Source organism: Novosphingobium sp. PhB57, from assembly GCF_004342985.1.
In the GTDB taxonomy this organism is placed as follows: domain Bacteria; phylum Pseudomonadota; class Alphaproteobacteria; order Sphingomonadales; family Sphingomonadaceae; genus Novosphingobium.
Map to the genome: position 1 here is coordinate 267425 of NZ_SMBO01000005.1, position 17928 is coordinate 285352.

Below are 17928 nucleotides of genomic sequence, written 5' to 3' on the forward strand. Positions count from 1 at the left end.
TGTCCCGCCCGCCCTACATCTGCGGTTCGGGAAGGGAGGCGTCGTCTTGGAGGTACCAGTTCAGCCACTCGTGGAAGTACTGGTTGCCTCTTTCGTTGCGGCCGAAAGTCAGGTCGTCGTGTGCGCCGGATTCCAGGCCCTTCTGGATCTCCAGCCCGATCACGTAGTCTTCCTGATAGGTCACATCGCGGAAGAAGTTCATGGCCGCTTCCACGCCCTCGCGGTCGGCCTCGTCGCGGATGGGATCGCGGCGCAGGTAGTTCAGCACCGTGCGGTTGCGGTCCGGCGTCGGCCCCGGGAAAAGCTGGGCGACCTGGGTGATCTCCGGCGCGATGAAGATCGAGACATTGGGGAAGAAGATGCGCACGAAATCGTAGCCATAGTTCTCCTTGTTGCCCCATTCCGCGCGCGGCACGTCCTTCAGCTGCTCGGCGATCGAGTGCTGGGGAAAGCCGATGCGGATGTTCGGGCCGAAGCCCTCGTAATGCGTGCAGTTGGACGGCGTGCGCGGGAAGATCGTCTCGGGATGGAGCGACTGGAAGTGATAGCCCTCCAGATAGCCGTCGAAGGCGATCTTCCAGTTCGCGCCCTCGATGGTGCGGTTGCCCAGATAGGTCCAGTCCGCGAAGTCCAGCGCGTCGAAATCCTCCAGGAAACCCCTGAAATGATTGTCGAGGTCCATCGGCGCATTGGGCGTGAGGCAGACGAAGATCATGCCGCTGCGCTCCTCGCAAGGAAGCTGGCGCAGGCCCATCTCGGCCTTGTCGACCTGGCCGAAAGTGCTCGCCTCGGAAATGCCGAGCAGGCGGCCGTCCGCCCCGTAAGTCCAGGCGTGGTACTTGCAGGTGAAGCGCGCGCAGTTGCCGTGTCCGTCCGCGGCCACGGGCGCACCGCGATGCGAACAGACGTTGAGGAAGGCGCGCACCTGCCCCTGCTTGTCGCGGGTGATCAGCACCGGCAGGCCGACGGCCTCCATCGCCTTGTAATCGCCGGGATTCGGCATTTCCGCCGTGAAAGCCAGCATCAGCGGCACGCGCTTGAACACCAGCTCCATCTCGGCGTTGAACTGGTCCCTGTCGGTATAGCTGGCGGTGGGGACCTTGAACGTCCGGTCCGTCTGGAAGGTCTTCCTGTTCTCGACATAGTCGAGCATGATTTCGGCGACATCGCCAATCTGCTTCACGCGGTCCACTCGGTCCTCTCCCGCATCGTTATCGACTGCGATCCTGTGCGCCGCCGCGAGTGGCGGCAAGCTGCGCAAGGTGATAGGTCGAACAGAAAGCTTGGTACTTTGGCCAGTTGGCCGCGACCACCGGCAAGGGCAGTCATCGGCGATGATGGAGAGGAACGACAGCCCCTGGGCGTGGCTCGAAACGCCGCCGCAGCACCTTGCCGCCTATGCCGGTACCGGCGTCTGGGACGAACGCACGATCGCGCAGCAGGCCGCCGCGCTGGCCGAGGCGGACCCCGATTTCGTGGCCCTGATCGACGGCGATGTCGCCGTCACCCGCGCGCAGGCGCTGGCCGATGCCGAGGCACTGTCGGCCGCGCTCCATGCGCGCGGATTGCGGCCGGGCGACGTGCTGGCCTTCCAGGTGCCGAACTGGCGCGAAGCGATGGTCATCAACCTGGCCGCCGCGATGTCGGGCCTGGTCGTCAACCCGATCGTGCCGATCTACCGCGACCATGAAGTCACGCAGATGCTGGCCGACTGCCGCGCCGCCGCACTGTTCGTGCCGGCGGCCTTCCGCAAGTTCGACTATGCCGCCATGGCCGCGCGCATCGCCGCCGATCTGCCGGACTTGCGCCATGTCTTCACGGTGCGCGGCAGCGGCGGAAACGACTATGGCGCGCTGGTCGCGGAAGGGCGCGGCGCTCGCTTCGACCGGCCCGCCGTCGATCCGCTGGGCGTGAAGATGGTTCTCTACACCTCGGGCACCACCGGCAGGCCCAAGGGCGTGCTGCATAGCCATGTGTCCATCGCCCGCATCCTGCGGACAAGCGCCGCGCACTGGGGCTTCGCGTCCGGCGAGGCGGCGCTGATGCCCTCGCCCGTCACGCATGTCTCCGGCTATGCCAACGGACTGGAAGCGCCTTTCGTCTGCGGCACGCGCACGGTGCTGATGGAAAGCTGGAACGCCGGCGAGGCGCTGGCACTGATCGACCGGCACCGGCTGGTCGGCACCGTGGCGGCGACCCCGTTCCTGGTCGAACTGGCGGCGGCGGCACGCGAATCGGGCAATCCGCTTCCCTCGTTCCGCTTCTTCGCTTGCGGCGGCGCGGCGGTTCCGGCCGACCTCATCCCCGCTGCCAACGCCGCCTTCGCCCAGTGCCGCGCCTTCCGCGTCTTCGGCGCCTCGGAAGTGCCGCTGGTGACGTTCGGCTGGCCGCGCGACGAGCACCTGGCCGCCATTACCGACGGCAAAGTGGTCGATTACGAGGTCCGCATCGTCGATGACGAGGACCACGCCCTGCCCGATGGCCAGGAGGGCGAAATCCTTGCGCGCGGGCCCGGCATGTTGCTGGGCTATGCCGACGCCGGCCAGACGCGCGAGGCGATCACCGCGGACGGCTTCTTCCGCACCGGCGACCTCGGCGTGCGCACGGCCGAGGGGGCAATCACGGTGACCGGCCGCAAGAAGGACCTGATCATCCGCGGCGGCGAGAATATCTCCGCCAAGGAGATCGAGGACGTGCTCCACGCCCATCCGCTGGTGCGCGAGGCGGCCGTCGTCGCCATGCCGCATGCACGGCTGGGTGAAGGCGTCTGCGCTTACGTGATCGCGGCGGAGGGCCTGATTTCGGCCGAGGATCTGGCCGCCCATGTCGCGGGGAGCGGCCTGGCGCGGCAGAAGATCCCGGAGCGCTTCGAATTCCGCGAGGATTTCCCGCGCACTGCCTCCGGCAAAGTGCGCAAGGACCTGCTGCGTGAGGATGTGCGGGCGAAGATGTGCGTACGGTAACGCCGCCCGGGACCTGACCCGGGCGGAACGGCGCCCGGCCTATCCTTCCATGGCTGCCGCCACGGCCGCGTCGATCTCGCTCTTCATCGGATTGCGCCGCAAGGTCAGGCCGCCGTTCACCTGCAGATTCTCGCCGGTCATGAAGCACTCGTCGCTGGCGAGCCAGACGGCGGCGGCAGCGATGTCGTCGGACGTGCCGATGCGGCCGAGCGGATAGCCGGCAAGGAACGCGTCGAACAGGCCGGGCACCTGCTTGGCATCGGCGGTCATCGGCGTATCGGTCAGACCCGGCGAGATCGAGTTCGCCCGTACCCCCTCGCGCCCGAACTCGTTGGCGACGCAGCGGATCACATGGTCGGTCCCCGCCTTGGTGCCCATGTAGGCGGCGTGGTCGTCCAGCATGATCGTTGCCGTGGCGGAACTGATCTGGATGATCGAGCCGCCCTCGCCGCCCCGGCTGCGCGCCATGCGGCGCAGCATCGACTGGAAGAAGTGGAACGGCCCCACGTACTGGAGCATGGTCATCGCCATGACATCCTCGTGCGTGGTGTCGAGGAAGGGCTTCAGCAGGCCCCAGCCGGTGGCGTTGAGGGCGATGTCGATGCCGCCGAGCTTGGCGGTGGCCGCCTCGGCCAGACCCTCCACGCTCTGCGCGTCGGTGAGATCGCAGGCGGCCCATTCGCAGTGGTTGCGCGCAGCGAAGTCGGCCAGAACCGCTTCCTTGCGGCCCGAAACCAGCACGCGCGCGCCTTCCGCGATGAAGCGCCGGGCGATGTGCTGGCCCATGTTGTCCGGGCTGCTGGCGCCCAGAATCACGGCGCGCTTGCCTTGCAGTCGTCCCATCGTTCTCTCCCGGTTGTTCCATGGGGCTAGCACGGCGGGCGGCGCGCCGTTCCTGACCAAAATAGGAGTGGCCCCCGCCCCTTCGAGAGGCGACAACCGGCGCACAGAACAACGCGCGAAGGCAGAGGACAGGCAGCCATGGATCTTGGACTGAAGGGCAAGAAGGTCATTCTCACCGGCGGCAGCCGCGGCATCGGCCGTGCGGCGCTGGAAGTCTTCGCGGAGGAGGGCTGCGACATCGCATTCTTCTCGCGCAATGCCGAACAAGTGGCGGAAACCGTCGAGTCGCTCGCCCGCCACGGCGGCATCGTGGTCGGTGAGGCGCTCGACATGCTGGACCACGACGCTTACGTCGAATGGCTGAAATCCGCCGCTGAAAAGCTGGGCGGCTGCGACGTGTTCGTGCCCGGCGCCAGCGCCTCCGGCTCTGGCGCGACAGGAGACTGGGAAGCCTGCTTCGCCGCCGACATCAAGGGCACCGTGCTCGGCTGCGAGACCCTGCAGCCCTGGCTGGAGAAATCGGGCGCCGGCGCCATCGTCATCATGGCCTCCACCGCCGGGACCGAGACGTTCATCGTGCCTCAGGCCTTCAACGCGATGAAGGCGGCGCTGATCGCCTATTCCGGTCAGCTCAGCCAGATGGTCGGCCCGATGGGCATTCGCGTGAACTGCGTCTCCCCCGGCCCGATCAAGTTTCCCGGCGGCAACTGGGAAGCCATCGGCCAGGCCATGCCCGAACTTTACCAGGCCACCGAAGCCGCTTTCGCGCTGGGCCGCTGGGGCGGACCGGAGGAAGTGGCGCGCACCATCGTCTTCCTCGCCAGCGCAGCCTCGTCCTACACCACCGGCACCAATGTCGTGGTCGATGGCGGCTATACCAAGCGCGTGCAGTTCTAGGCGTTACCCTCCAAGCACGGAGCTGACGGCGGACCGCAAGGTCCGCCGTCTTTTTTCGCGGTGGCGCGCGGAGCGACGAGGTCTTCGGTTGATCGGCCGCTCGCAGGCCCGCGCTCAGGCGATCCGCAACACCAGCTTGCCGGTATTCGCGCCGGAAAACAGCCGCATGAAGGCGGCATAGGCGTTCTCCAGCCCTTCCTGCACGTCCTCATCCGCGCGGAGCCGCCCTTCCGCCAGCCACTGCGCCATCTGCGCGCCGCCCTCGGCAAAGCGGTGGGCGTAGTCGGCGATCAGGAAGCCGTGCACCGTCGCCCGCCGCGTCAGCACCTGCCAGAGATTGCGCAGGCCCAGCTTCTCCGGCGCGTTGTATTCGCTGATGAGTCCGCAGAGCACGATCCGCGCATGAAGCGCGAGGTTGAACACTTCCGCCTCCAGCACCGGCCCTCCCACGTTCTCGAACACGATATCGGCGCCGTCCGGCGCCGCTTCGGCAATCGCGGCGACGAGGGCTGCGTGGTCCTTGCCCTTGTAGTCCACGGCGGCGTCGAAGCCGTAGTCCTCGATCAGGCGGCGGCACTTCTCCGCCCCGCCCGCGATGCCGACCACCCGGCAACCGGCGATCTTGCCAAGCTGGCCCACGGCGGACCCCACTGCTCCGGCCGCGCCGGACACCAGCAGCGTCTCGCCTTCGCGCGGCTGGGCCACTTCCAGCAGGCCGAAATAGGCCGTCAGCCCCACCGCGCCCAGCGCCGAGAGATAGTTCGAGGGGGAGGCCACCGCAGCGACGTCGATCGCCATGGTGAACCCGCCCGGCATCGCCACCGAATAGTCCTCCAGTGCGTTCAGCCCCATCACCCATTGACCCACGCGGAACTCTGGATTGTCCGAGGCATGCACCACGCCCACCGTGGTCGCGCGAACCGCATCGCCCAGCGGGATCGGCGGCATGTAGCTGGGCGCATCGTCCATCCACCCGCGCTGCGCGGGATCGAGCGAGGCGTAGTGGTTGCGCACCAGGATACCGCCGGGCGGAGCCGCCGGCACCGCTGTTTCCACAAGGGCGAAGTCTTCCGCCGCGGGTTCTCCCCGGGGGCGGCGCGCAAGCAGGAAACGGCGGTTGGCGGTCATGACAAGGTTCTCCTCTCCAGCCTGCCTTGACTTGTCGTTCACTGGCCCCGCCGCACCTGTGCAAATGGTCAGTTCGGGTATCTCTCGAATTCGTAGCATAGTGATCAAGTAAAGTCGGCTACACGAATAGTCGGGGAGAGGGAGGAAACCAATGGCATCCGCACGTCGTCGCGGAGCGTGGCTTGTCGCATTGTCGACAAGCGCGCTCACTTGCATCGTATCTCCGGCACAGGCGCAAAGCGAAATTCCGGGAGAGGCACCTGCCCCCGCTTCGGAAGCCGCCGCGCAGCCATCTCCCATCGGCGCGACCGAGATCATCGTCACCGCCCGCCGCCGCGCGGAAACGCTGCAATCCACGCCCGTGGCCATTACCGCGGTCAACGCCGCGATGCTGGAGAACAAGGCGGCCGTCAACATCGGCGACTTGCAGGGCGCGGCACCGGGCCTGCTCATCACCCAGCAGAATTCGGGCGCGCAAGCGGCCAATATCTCGATCCGCGGCCTGACTTACGCCGATATCGAAAAGTCCCAGACGCCCACCGTGGGCGTGGTGGTGGACGGGGTGACGATCGGCACCAGCACCGGCCAGCTCCAGGACGCGTTCGACATTGCCCAGATCGAAGTTCTGCGCGGCCCGCAAGGCACGCTGTTCGGCGCCAACACCATCGGCGGCGTCATCAACATCACCCGCACCAAGCCGACCATGGAGCCCGGCGTCAAGGCCGAATTCACCTATGGCCGCTGGAACACCTGGGCGGCCAAGGCCATCGTCAATTACGGCGACGGAGAGACCTGGGGCATCAAGGGCTGGTACTTCCACAACGAATCCGACGGCTTCTACCACAACGCCATCCGCGACACCCGCGCGGGCGGCAGCAAGGGAGACAGCTACGGCGCCAGCCTGCTGTTCCAGCCCACCGGCAGCGGTTTCGACGCCCAGCTCAGCGTCGAGAACGTGGTGCAGGACTTCGAGCCGGTGGTGAGCAACCTCACCAACAGCACCGAACTGTTCTGCGGACTGATCCCGGCCAACGAGTGCAACCGCAACAACACCAGCGATCTCTACACCGTCTTCACGCTTCCCGCGAAGAGCAAGTACCGTGCGCCCAACGCCACGTTGCAGATGAATTACGACCTGGGCGCGGTGAAGCTCAGCTCGATCACCGGCTGGCGCCACAGCAAGGAAGCCCAGACCCAGGACTTCGATGGTTCCTCCACCGATCTCTACTACGTGGACCGCCGCCAGCACTATACCCAGTGGAGCCAGGAACTGCGCGCGGCGGGCAATCTCTTCACCGGCTTCGACTATGTGGTGGGCGGCTACTACTTCCATTCGAAGTACGACCTGACCCAGTGGACGCGCTTCTTCGGCTTCGATCCCTCGATCCCGCCGATGGAATTCGACCAGAATCCCCAGACCAATGTCGGCAAGACCACCAGCTACGCCTTCTTCGGAGACTTCAACTGGGCCTTTGCCGACAAGTGGCGCCTCTCGTTCGGCGGCCGCTGGTCGCATGACAACAAGAAGCTGACCAACAGCTTCGCGCAGGCGGGGCTGATCGGCTCGGGCGATGCCAACTTCACCAAGTTCACGCCCAAGATCGGCGTCGACTATCGCCCGAACGACGACGTGATGCTCTATGCCTCCTGGTCGCGCGGGTACCGTTCGGGCGGCTTCAGCCCGCGCGCGGCGACGGCGCAGACCGCCGGCACGCCGTTCCAGCCCGAAACGGTGGATGCCTATGAAATCGGCGCCAAGCTTGCCGCCTTCGACAAGCGGGTGGAAGTCAACATCGCCGGCTACATCTCCGACTACAAGGACATGCAGCAGAACCTGACCGTGCCGGGCGGCCCGCTGGGCAACCAGACGATCACCGGCAACGTGCCGGGCGGCGCGATCATCAAGGGCATCGAGATGGATGCCACCTTGCGCATCACGCCCGAACTGACGATCACCGCCTCCTCCGCCTACATGAAGTCCCACTTCCGCAACTTCGTGACCGATGGCATCAACGGCGCGCTGATCGTGCCCTTCGACTATTCCGCCAACAGGCTGATCTACGCCCCCAAGTTCACCGGCTCGGTCAATGCCGACTATTCGGTGCCCACCAGCTTCGGCAAGATCGTCGCCACGGCGGGCTGGCGCCATATCAGCCCCTATGACGAGCAGATCTCGCTCGGGCCGCTCACCCTGGCGACGGACAGCGCCGGCACGGTCACCAGCGTCGTGGTCAATGGCAACGACCCGCGCGTGCGCACCACCACGCAGGATCTGGTCGACAGCAGCCTGACCTTCAACTTCGATATCGGCGACAAGGAAGCCTACTTCCGCGTGTTCGGCCGCAACCTCCTCAACGAGAAGACCACCACTCACGCCTTCACCGTCGCCGGGCTGTTCTCGTTCGGCATGGCGCTGGAACCGCGGACATACGGCGCCACGGTCGGCGTGAAATTCTAGCTCCTGGTTCAGGAGCGGCAGGCAATTTGGAAGGATCGAAAGCATGGGTCGTCTGGAAGGCAAGATCACGCTGGTTACCGGCGCCGGGAACGAACGCGGCCTGGGCGCCGCCACCGCGCGGCGCTTCGCGGAAGAAGGGGCCTTCGTCTATGTAACCGACCTTGACGCGGGCGGCGCCGAGAGCGTCGCGGCGGCCCTGCGCGAGGCCGGCGGCCAGGCCGAGGCGCTGGCGCAGGACGTGACCAGCGAAGCGGGATGGGAAGACCTGTTCCAGGCCATCGAGAAAGGCCACGGACGGCTCGACGTGCTGGTGAACAATGCCGGCATCGCCGTGCTCAAGCCGCTGACCGCGCTGTCGCTGGCCGACTGGGAGAAGCAGAACAAGGTCAATCTCGACAGCGTATTCCTGGGCACCCGCCGGGCCGTGGAGCTGATGCGCAAGACCGGCGGCGGGGGATCGATCGTCAACCTCTCTTCCATCGGCGGCCTCGTGGGCGTGCCGATGTGCGGAGCCTATGGCGCGGCCAAGGGCGGGGTGCGGATCTTCTCCAAGGTGGTGGCGATGGAATGCGCGGCCGAGGGCATCCGCTGCAACTCGGTCCACCCCGGCATGATCGAGACGGCCATGCAGGACGTCGCCCGCAGCGACAACCCGGAAGGCTTCAAGGAGATCGTCGCCTCGATCCCGATGAAGCGCATGGGCGCGCCGGTGGACATCGCCAACATGATCCTGTTCCTCGCCAGCGACGAAGCCAATTACATCACCGGCGGCGAATTCGTGGTGGACGGGGGCGTCACCGCGATGTGACCGGCGCGGTCGGGAAAGGACGAGTGTGGATCGCGTCGCCCCGGATCGGATCCGGGGCGACGTTTCCATGAACGCCCATTCCGCATTCAGGCCACTTTCACCACCACTTTGCCGATGTTCCTCCCGGTCAGCATCCGCTCGTAGGCGGTGAGCACGTTCTCGATCCCCGCCGTCTCGTCGAAACGCATCGCCAGCTTCCCGGCATCGAGCCACCCGCGCAGCACCGGCAGGAACTCGGCGCCGCGCTCCAGGAAGTCGGGAATGAAGAACCCCTCGACCCGCAGGCGCCGCATCAGGATCTGGTCGAAGCGCGCCGGCCCGGGCATCGGCGCATCGCCGTCATAGCCCGCCACCATGCCGCAGATCGCCACCCGCCCGTAGTGCGCCATATTGGGCAGCACCGCATCGAGGATCGGCCCACCGACATTGTCGAAGAAAGCGCCGATCCCGCCGTCGATCGTGGCAAGCCGCGCCGCCACGTCTTCGCCGCGATAGTCGATGGCCATATCGACGCCCAGGTCCTCGACCAGCCAGCGGCATTTCTCGGCGCCGCCGGCGATGCCCACCACTTTCGCACCGAGATTGCGGCCGACCTGGCAGGCCAGGCTGCCGGTGGCCCCGGCCGCGGCGGAAACGGCAAGCCATTCGCCGGGGCGCACCGCCGCCACTTCCTTCACGCCGACATAGGCCGTCCAGGCGTTCATCCCCAGCGCGCCGAAGTGCTGCCGCGGATCGGCCAGCCCCTCGTCCACCGCTTCCAGCCCGGCGAGCGCAGGCACGACCACCGCCTGTTCCGCCCATTGCCCGAAGCCGCGCACCAGGGTGCCGACCGGAAAGGCAGGATCGCGCGTCTCGCTGACCCGGCCGAGCACCAGGCCCACCATCCTGGCGCCCAGCGGCAAGGGCGGCTGATAGCCGTCTGTACGCGGGCTCATCCACATGCGGGTGCCCGCGTCCATGGACAGCCACGCGGTGGCAATGCGCACTTCGCCGGGTGCCAGCGGCGCCGGGGCTTCCTCGCACAGGGTCAGGAAACGGGCGAAATCCCTATTGCCTTCGGGATGACGGTCGAGCCGCCAGAAACGATTGCCGGTCAAGGTGCCTCTCCATGGGCCGCGCGGGCCGAACCGCCACCGTCGCCCGCGCCGCCCCGGCCCGCCACCTGTGCAAATTGATAGGACTATCCGTTTGCACAGGCCGCCGCGCGCGCCGCCGGGCCTACCAAGGCAGGACAAGAAGAACATGTGGGAGGTCCTGAAATGCGATTCTCGAAATCGATCCTGCTCACGTCGACGACGCTGACCATGACGCTCATGGCGCTGCCCGCCGCCGCGCAGGATACAGCCCCATCGACGCCGAGCGCCGCGCCCCCGGCAACGCAGGGCGAGTCGACCACCGGCAGCCCCGTGGCGACAGGCGGCATCCACGACATCATCGTCACCGCGCGCAAGCGACAGGAAACCGCGCAAGACGTGCCGGTGGCCGTCACCGCGATCTCCGCCGAACAGATCGCCTCGCGCGATATCACCAGCGTGGAGAAGATCGCCGCCATCGCGCCGCAGTTCAACGTCGGGCGTGCGTCCAACGGCTCGGGCGCGCAGCTCACCTTGCGCGGCATCGGCTCGTCCTCGACCTCCATTGGCATCGAGCAATCGGTCGCAGTCGTCGTCGACGGCGCCTATTACGGGCAGGGCCGCGTGATCCAGGAGGGCTTCTTCGATCTCGCCCGCGTGGAAGTGCTGAAAGGCCCGCAGGCGCTGTTCTTCGGCAAGAACGCCACGGCCGGCGTGATCTCGATCACCACCGCCGATCCCACCCCCACGCCCGAGTTCCAGATCAAGGGCGGCTACGAATTCCGCAGCCAGCAATACCGCGTCGAAGGCTATGCCTCGATGCCGCTGACCGAAACTCTCGGCATTCGCCTGGCTGCGCGCTATTCCAAGATGGACGGCGGCTACTATCGCAACGTCGCCGAAGACGTCACCTTCACCGACGTCGATGCCGTCAGCATCCTGGCAGGCGGCAATGGCAATCCCACCTCGCATATGGCCACGCCGGCCGCGCACAAGGCGCCGGGCGAGGAGGAATTCCTGGCCCGCGGCACTCTGAAATGGGAACCGACAAGCCGCCTGACCGTCAGCCTCAAGGGCACGGTGGACTTCAACGAGGTCAACAATTCCTCGTGGAACTACGTGGCCTATGCCTGCGGCAACGGGCAGACCTCGCAGCTCAACGGCTATCCCTGCGGCAAGGATTTCGTCACGCACCAGAACAACATGCCGGCCGACGTCGCCGCCACCTATCCTTTCGCCAAGAAGGACGGCCAGCTCTACAACCGCTACCGTTCGGCAGGCGGCACGCTCAACGTGACGTATGACGCCGACCTGCTGCAGCTCTCCTCCGTCACCAACTACCAGTGGAACAACAACCGCTGGACCTGCGCCTGCGACTTCCAGTCCAGCAACAGCGGCACCGGCCCGGGCAGCACCTGGGCGACCGAGAACTCCTCGTGGAAGGCCTTCAGCCAGGAATTCCGCGCCCTTACGCAGTTCGACGGGCCGTTCAACATGATGCTGGGCATGCTCTACCAGAAGACCAAGCGCGATTTCGAGCAATACGTGATGACCGGCGGCGTCTCCAACTCGGCCGCGCCGGCCGGTCTCGAATATGTCGCCAGCGCCAAGAGCAGCTTCACCAAGGGCGAGACCATGGCCGTATTCGGCCAGCTCACCTACAAGATCGTGCCCACCCTCGAACTGGCCGGCGGCGTGCGCTATTCGGACGAGACCAAGAACAGCTTCTTCACCCAGCCTTACAACAACCCCCTGCTGACCGGCATCTTCCGCGACCGGAACGACCCCGACGGGCTGGGCGAAGTGACCGCGCGCCAGCATTTCACCAACTGGTCCCCGGAAGCGACGCTGACCTGGAAGCCGACCGACGACCTGATGGTCTATGCGGCGTACAAGACCGCCTACAAGTCGGGCGGGTTCTCCAACGGCGGCATCAATTCGAAGCTGTCGACCGATCCCAACGCCGACCTGACGTTCGACCCCGAGAAGGCGCAGGGCTACGAGCTGGGCTTCAAGTCCACCCTGCTGGACCGCCAGCTGCGCTTCAACGTCACAGCCTTCAACTACAAGTACAAGAACCTGCAGGTGGACTTCTTCAACTCGCCGATCTTCGCCTTCCAGACGCTGACCGCCGATGCGCGGACCAAGGGCGTGGAAGCCGAATTCCAGTTCGCGCCCAATGGCGTGCCCGGGCTCGACCTGCACGGCTCCATCAACTACGACAAGGCCCGCTACACCGACTTCCCTCTGGCCCCCTGCTACGCCGGCCAGACCCCGGCGGAAGGCTGCAACCTGGCGGGCAACAGCCGCCAGGACCTCGGCGGCAAGTCGCTCTCCGTCGCACCGCGCTGGACCGGCAACCTGGGCATCAACTACGAGATGGCGGTCGGCTCGGCGATGAAGCTGGGCATGAACGTCGATGCCAAGTACTCGGACAGCTACTATGCCTCGGCCTTCGGCAATCCGCTTTCGAAGCAGGGCAAATACGTCACGCTCGATGCGGGCATCCGCTTCGGGGCCGAAGACGACAACTGGCAGCTGGCCGTGATCGGCAAGAACCTCACCAACCGCTTCTACGTCACCGGCGTGGTCGACGGTCCTTCCACCGGCAGCGGCACCGGCACGCCAGCAGGGGTGAAGGCCGACCAGCTCGGCTTCGGCACCCTGCCGCGCACGGTCATGGTCGAAGTCACCAAGAAGTTCTGAACCCCGCGCAAGGAAAAGGCCCGGTCCTCCGCAAGGAGGCCGGGCCTTTTCCTATCCGCTTCCGCCGTGCGCCGTGGCGCAGTGCACAAGGCGGAGCCAGGCGCTCAGCCGACGAAGCGCCAGCGCATGGTCTCGCCCGCGTGGAAGGGCACGACGCGGATGTCGCCGTGAGTCACCACGTCCTCCACGGTCACGTCCTCGCGCTTCAGCGTCACCGTGCCTTCGTTCAGGGGCAGGCCGTAGAAGTTCGGGCCATGCTCGGACGCGAAGCCTTCCAGCCGGTCCAGCACGCCTTCCTCGTCGAAGACTTGCGCGTAGCTTTCCATCGCATAGGGCGCGTTGAAGATGCCCGCGCAGCCGCAGGCGGCTTCCTTGCGGCCGATGCCGTGCGGCGCGCTGTCAGTGCCCAGGAAGAACTTGGGCGAACCCGAGACCGCCGCCTTGCGCACCGCCAGCCGGTGCCGTTCGCGCTTGGCCACGGGCAGGCAATAGGCATGGGGGCGAATGCCGCCGTCGAAGATGGCGTTGCGGTTGATGATGAGGTGCTGCGGCGTGATCGTCGCGCCGATCTGCGGCCCGCTGCCGGCCACGAACTCGGCCGCCTCGGCCGTGGTGATGTGTTCCAGCACGATCTTCAGCGCCGGGAAGTCGCGCACCAGCGGCGTCAGCACGCGCTCGATGAACACGGCCTCGCGGTCGAAGATGTCGATATCGCGGTCCGTCACTTCACCATGGATCAGCAGCGGCATGCCGATCCGCTGCATGGTTTCCAGCAGGCCAGTGAGCTTGCGGATATCGGTGACGCCGTGAGCGGAATTGGTGGTAGCATGGGCGGGGTAGAGCTTGCAGGCGGCGAACACGCCCTGCTCGTAGCCGCGGGCGATTTCGGCCGGATCGGCGTCATCGGTGAGATAGCAGACCATCAGCGGCGTGAAGTCCGCACCGGCAGGCAGCGCATCCAGGATGCGCCCGCGATAGGCCTCTGCCGCAGCGACGGTGATGACCGGCGGCGTGAGGTTGGGCATCACGATGGCGCGCGCGAACTGGCGCGCGGTATAGCCGACGACGGCTTCCAGCATCTCGCCATCGCGGAGATGCACATGCCAGTCGTCGGGGCGGCGGATCGTTATCTGCGAGGTCATGCCTGCGCTCTACGCGCTTGGATGCGCGGCGTCGATTCCGGATTTGGCGCAATCCGCAGCCGGGGCCGACGCCAGTATCGGCCCAAGGATCGTCATGGCAGCCCTGCCCTTCTCAGCAGCCCTTCGGCCCATGCTGGCGGTGGACATTGCGGAAAGAGCGGCTGCTGAACAGCCAGCGCCCGTCCACTTTCACGCAGCGGTCCTCGTAGACGCCCCGGTCGCGCTTGGTCACGCCGTCGTGGTCATAGACTTCCGCCGTGTAGCTGCGCATCGTCGCGCTGGCGCCGGAGACTTCGATGGAGCCGGGCCAGGCCTGGAACAGGATGCCGGGATAGGCCTTCATCGCCTCGGTCCACATGGCGACGATGGCCGGGCGGCCCCGCGTCGTGCCCAGTTCGGGATAGTCCGGCAGCGACCATTCGGCATCCTCGGCCCAGGTCGCGCCCCAATCCTCCGCATCGCGGCGCGTCACCGCATCGGCATAAGTCTCCAGCAGCTCGCGAATGGCGAGGCGGTCCTCGAACGGTCCGGTGTAGGGCATCGTCGTCTCCTGTTCTGGTTCTCGCAAATCGGTCCCCCCATGCCTGCCGGGCACATCGTGGCGGCACCGGCGCTTTTCAGGTTTCCACCGGGCGCTCGTCGGGGCCGGGCGGGGTATCGGGCACGGCCACCGCGATCATGCCGTCCGCGATCCGCAACTCGAACCTTCGCAAGTCCGCATAGGCACCGCCGATGCAGCGGCCTGTCGCCGCCTCGAACCGCGCGCCGTGGAGCGGGCACATGATCGCGCCGCGCCGCACTTTCCCGCCGGAGAGCAGCGCCGCCTGGTGGGTGCAGCGATCGTTGACGGCATTGAAGCCTTCCTCGGTGCGCAGCACCAGCACGCTCCACCCGGCCACGCGCGCCGCCAGCTTGCCTTCTTCGGGGAAATCGGCCTCGGCAAGCAGGGGATGCCAGGTTTCGCTCATGGTCTCAGATCCGGACAAGAGTCTTTCCTATGGTGCGGCCCGACATCAGGTCGATGAAGGCCTGGGGGAGCGTCTCGAACCCGTCGCGCACATTGGCGAGCGGCTTCAGCTTGCCTTCCGCCACCCAGGCGTCCAGCTCGGCCTGCGCCTGCCCCAGCACCTGCGGGTAATCGTAAGTGCTGAAGCCCTGCATGCGGATGCGGTTGACCACGAGCTGCCAGAGCGTGCGCACGCCGTGGGGATGGTCGGCATCGTTGTATTGGCCGACCATGCCGCAGACAGCGACGCGGCCATGAAGGCGCATCAGCGGCAGGACCGCCTCCAGCACTTCGCCGCCGACATTGTCGAAATAGACGTCCACGCCCTCGGGCGCGGCCCTGGCGATTTCGGCGGCGATGTCCGGCGTGGCGCGATAGTCGATGGCGGCGTCGAAGCCGAGGTCGCGGATCACTTGCGCCTTCTCGGGCGAGCCGACGATGCCGATCACCTTGCAGCCCCGCGCCCGGGCGATCTGGCCGACGGTGGACCCGGTCGCGCCCGCGGCGGCGCTGACCACCACGGTTTCGCCCGGCTTCGCCTCGCCCACGGCGAACAGGCCGACCCATGCCGTCAGCCCCACCGGGCCAAGCGCGCCCATGTAGTGGTGCAGTTCGGTGTCGGTCTGCCGGTTGACCTTTTCCAACCCCCAGGCCTCGCCGGAAAGAACGTAGTGGTCAGACCAGGTCGCGAAAGCGCGCACGAAAGTGCCCACCGGATAGTCCGCGTGCCGGGATGCCACGACCTCGCCCAGCGACATGCCCTTGATCGGTGCGCCCAGCGCCACCGGCTCGACGTAGCTGGGCCGATCGTCAAGGAAGCCCCGGATCGCGGGATCGACCGAGCCCACCCGCATCGCCACCAGGAACTCGCCCGGTCCAGGCGGTGCCAATTCGGTTTCCGTAAGCCGGAAATCCTCCCCCACGGGCACGCCTTGCGGCCGCCTCGCCAGGACTATCTGTCTGACCTTTCCCATCCGCGCAGCTTAGACGCCGCGCGGCCGCGGGGACTGCTAGTCGAAACGCTAGGTTCGGGAAATTCCGGCCTTTGTCACAGTCCCGGCCACAAGCAGAGCGCGGGAAGAGGAGCATTGCCATGACCATGAGTCCCGAACAGATGATCGATTTCGTCGACCGCCTCTATGCCGCCACCGGCGCGGGCGACTGGGACACGGCATCGGCCATGCTCACCGAGGATTTCGTGGCTCACGAGGCGGACAGCCTGCCAATGGCCGGCGAATATCGTGGCCGCAACGGGTTGCGCGAACTCTACGCCAAAGTCATGGGCCTGTGCGACGTGGTCGCGCTCGACCGGATCGAAACCACGGCGGGCAAGGACTATGCCGTGACGATCCTGTCGCTGCGCTTCGCCGATCCCGCCCTGCCGCCCGCCGAGATCTGCGAGCGTTTCCGCTTTCGCGACGGAAAGTGCTGCGAGATCAAGCCGTTCTATTACGACGCCGCTCCCTTCGTGGCAGCCAGTCGCGCCAAGACGGCCCAGGCCTGAGAAGCAGGCCGGAATGCCCTCCGGGTCGCACCGGGGCTCCGGTGATAACAGCGCCAACGATTGCGGCACACGATTGCGGCAAAGATGCCACAGCGGGGTGCGCCGCAGCGAAAATCTCGTCTGAATTCAGCGCGAAAACACCCCGACTCGGCCGATGAAACCAGGGCGAGAAGCGTCAGGAACGGCGGAAAACCGTCCCCTACTCCAAAAGAAATGCACAGAAAGGTTCGCCGGAACGTTCTTTATCGGCGCTGAAATGTTATGCTCGCATTGGCAGCAATCAGCATGGGACCACGAATGCCGAAGGACGCAACGGTTTACTCGATCGATTCCACGAACCCCCGGACCGGCTCGTCCAGACCGTCATTGAACGAACAGCTTTCCGCCATCCTGGGTGACCTGCGCGAGCGGATCGCCGAGGCGGACGACGTGACGCTGGAATTCAAGGGCAAGCTCCACGTCCATCTCGACGTCAAGCGGGGCGAGGACTTGCCGCTGGTGGAAGCCAAGCTGGCCGATCTGGGCGAGGGCATGTTCTCGCAGATCAGCCGGGGATCGACGCCCAATCATCCCTTCTCGCACCGGGTGAGCGCGCTGGTGACGATCTGAAGCTGCCGCGCCGCCGGGATTTCTCGGCGGCCGCAAGGCAGCGACGGGCCGGTCAGGCCATCTTGGCCGCGTAGATCATCCGGCCCTCGCCGAGGTGGTCGAAGGCGCGGCCCAGGAGGCTGTCCCCCACCGCGAGGCAACCCTGGCTGCGGCCGAGCTTGCCATGGGCCCCGATCATGTTCGGCTCCGCATACCAGGCCCCGTGAATGACGATCGCCCGTTCCAGCGCGTTGCTGTTGGTATCGTCCAGGCCGACAAGCCGCTGCGAACGGCCGTGGCCGCCGTAGTAATAGTCGGCGGTGAGATAGGCGCCTTCGCTGCTGGCGTTGGAGCCGGGACGGTTCGAGAACCGCTGCAACCAGCCGGTATGGCCGGGATCGGAACCGCTGCCGTGGGCCACGGGCAGCGACGTGATCTTGCGATTGTCCAGGTCCACCAGATGGAAGCGCGGCTGCGAGGACGAGGCCGAGAAATCCACCACGCCGATCCGGTCGCGCTTCACGCGCCGATCGTGGCGGTCCAGCGCCTTCATCGCCGCATCGAACAGCTCGGCGCGGATACCCTCGGGCTGGAACGGCGCGGGCACCGGCGGCAAGGCTGCCGGGGACACCGGCGCGATCGAGCCCGCGTTCGGCCCGGTCTTGGACCCAACGTTGGGGAGGACAAGCGAAGCACCACGCCCCCGCTCCGGCAATGCGGACGAGATGGCGCGGGCTGCAGAGGACGATGTCGCTGCGAACGCGGTGGCTGCAACGATCAGATTGCGACGGCTGAACTTCATATCCTCGGTG

16 protein-coding genes are annotated in these 17928 nt (G+C 66.4%); 7 read left to right on the forward strand and 9 right to left on the reverse strand.

The genetic code is table 11. The features are described 5' to 3' along the window. Window positions 1-13: 13 nt before the first annotated feature. Window positions 14-1192, reverse strand: coding sequence for an SRPBCC family protein (locus tag EDF58_RS16590; RefSeq protein WP_132267566.1), 1179 nt, complete (start codon window positions 1190-1192; stop codon window positions 14-16). Window positions 1193-1334: 142 nt separating this feature from the next. On the opposite strand from EDF58_RS16590, the gene EDF58_RS16595 reads away from it, so the two are divergent. Continuing rightward, the gene (locus EDF58_RS16595; protein WP_132267568.1) at window positions 1335-2963 is read left to right on the forward strand and encodes an AMP-binding protein; all 1629 of its coding nucleotides are present in this window, start codon (window positions 1335-1337) and stop codon (window positions 2961-2963) included. Window positions 2964-3002: 39 nt separating this feature from the next. Here the strand turns inward: EDF58_RS16595 and EDF58_RS16600 are convergent, their stop codons facing one another. Beyond that, window positions 3003-3806: an SDR family oxidoreductase gene (locus EDF58_RS16600; protein WP_132267569.1), complete on the reverse strand. Its 804-nt coding sequence runs from the start codon at window positions 3804-3806 to the stop codon at window positions 3003-3005. A gap of 138 nt (window positions 3807-3944) precedes the next feature. On the opposite strand from EDF58_RS16600, the gene EDF58_RS16605 reads away from it, so the two are divergent. After that, on the forward strand, window positions 3945-4703 hold the full coding sequence (locus EDF58_RS16605) for an SDR family oxidoreductase (protein WP_132267571.1): 759 nt from the start codon (window positions 3945-3947) through the stop codon (window positions 4701-4703). A 114-nt stretch (window positions 4704-4817) separates the two neighbouring features. Here EDF58_RS16605 and EDF58_RS16610 read toward each other — a convergent pair whose 3' ends face one another. Then, a complete protein-coding gene (locus EDF58_RS16610; protein WP_132267573.1) occupies window positions 4818-5831 on the reverse strand; it encodes an NADP-dependent oxidoreductase in 1014 nt (337 codons plus the stop codon). Between the two features lie 151 nt (window positions 5832-5982). Here EDF58_RS16610 and EDF58_RS16615 point away from each other — a divergent pair, with 151 nt between their 5' ends. Further along, entirely contained in the window at window positions 5983-8289 is a 2307-nt protein-coding gene (locus EDF58_RS16615) for a TonB-dependent receptor (RefSeq protein WP_132267575.1), read from the forward strand. A 43-nt stretch (window positions 8290-8332) separates the two neighbouring features. After that, entirely contained in the window at window positions 8333-9097 is a 765-nt protein-coding gene (locus tag EDF58_RS16620; protein WP_132267576.1) for an SDR family oxidoreductase, read from the forward strand. Between the two features lie 86 nt (window positions 9098-9183). Here EDF58_RS16620 and EDF58_RS16625 read toward each other — a convergent pair whose 3' ends face one another. Continuing rightward, window positions 9184-10194, reverse strand: coding sequence for an NADP-dependent oxidoreductase (locus EDF58_RS16625; RefSeq protein WP_132267578.1), 1011 nt, complete (start codon window positions 10192-10194; stop codon window positions 9184-9186). A gap of 162 nt (window positions 10195-10356) precedes the next feature. Here EDF58_RS16625 and EDF58_RS16630 point away from each other — a divergent pair, with 162 nt between their 5' ends. Continuing rightward, a complete protein-coding gene (locus tag EDF58_RS16630; RefSeq protein WP_132267579.1) occupies window positions 10357-12876 on the forward strand; it encodes a TonB-dependent receptor in 2520 nt (839 codons plus the stop codon). Window positions 12877-12980: 104 nt separating this feature from the next. Here the strand turns inward: EDF58_RS16630 and pyrC are convergent, their stop codons facing one another. The 4 genes from pyrC to EDF58_RS16650 form a co-directional block, all read right to left on the reverse strand. Then, the gene (gene pyrC / locus EDF58_RS16635) at window positions 12981-14018 is read right to left on the reverse strand and encodes a dihydroorotase (RefSeq protein ID WP_132267581.1); all 1038 of its coding nucleotides are present in this window, start codon (window positions 14016-14018) and stop codon (window positions 12981-12983) included. Window positions 14019-14130: 112 nt separating this feature from the next. Continuing rightward, on the reverse strand, window positions 14131-14559 hold the full coding sequence (locus tag EDF58_RS16640) for a nuclear transport factor 2 family protein (protein ID WP_132267583.1): 429 nt from the start codon (window positions 14557-14559) through the stop codon (window positions 14131-14133). A gap of 76 nt (window positions 14560-14635) precedes the next feature. After that, window positions 14636-14986 carry a Rieske (2Fe-2S) protein gene (locus EDF58_RS16645; RefSeq protein ID WP_132267585.1) on the reverse strand — a complete coding sequence of 117 codons (351 nt, stop codon included), beginning with the start codon at window positions 14984-14986 and terminating at the stop codon, window positions 14636-14638. Between the two features lie 4 nt (window positions 14987-14990). Beyond that, on the reverse strand, window positions 14991-15998 hold the full coding sequence (locus tag EDF58_RS16650) for an NADP-dependent oxidoreductase (protein WP_132267587.1): 1008 nt from the start codon (window positions 15996-15998) through the stop codon (window positions 14991-14993). A gap of 119 nt (window positions 15999-16117) precedes the next feature. Between EDF58_RS16650 and EDF58_RS16655 the strand changes: the two genes are divergently transcribed. After that, window positions 16118-16528: a nuclear transport factor 2 family protein gene (locus tag EDF58_RS16655; RefSeq protein ID WP_314467299.1), complete on the forward strand. Its 411-nt coding sequence runs from the start codon at window positions 16118-16120 to the stop codon at window positions 16526-16528. Between the two features lie 297 nt (window positions 16529-16825). Further along, window positions 16826-17137, forward strand: a complete 312-nt coding sequence (locus EDF58_RS16660; RefSeq protein WP_243654315.1) for a hypothetical protein — start codon at window positions 16826-16828, stop codon at window positions 17135-17137. Between the two features lie 52 nt (window positions 17138-17189). On the opposite strand, the gene EDF58_RS16665 is transcribed toward EDF58_RS16660, so the two are convergent. Next, entirely contained in the window at window positions 17190-17918 is a 729-nt protein-coding gene (locus tag EDF58_RS16665; RefSeq protein ID WP_132267589.1) for a murein L,D-transpeptidase catalytic domain family protein, read from the reverse strand. Window positions 17919-17928 lie beyond the last annotated feature (10 nt).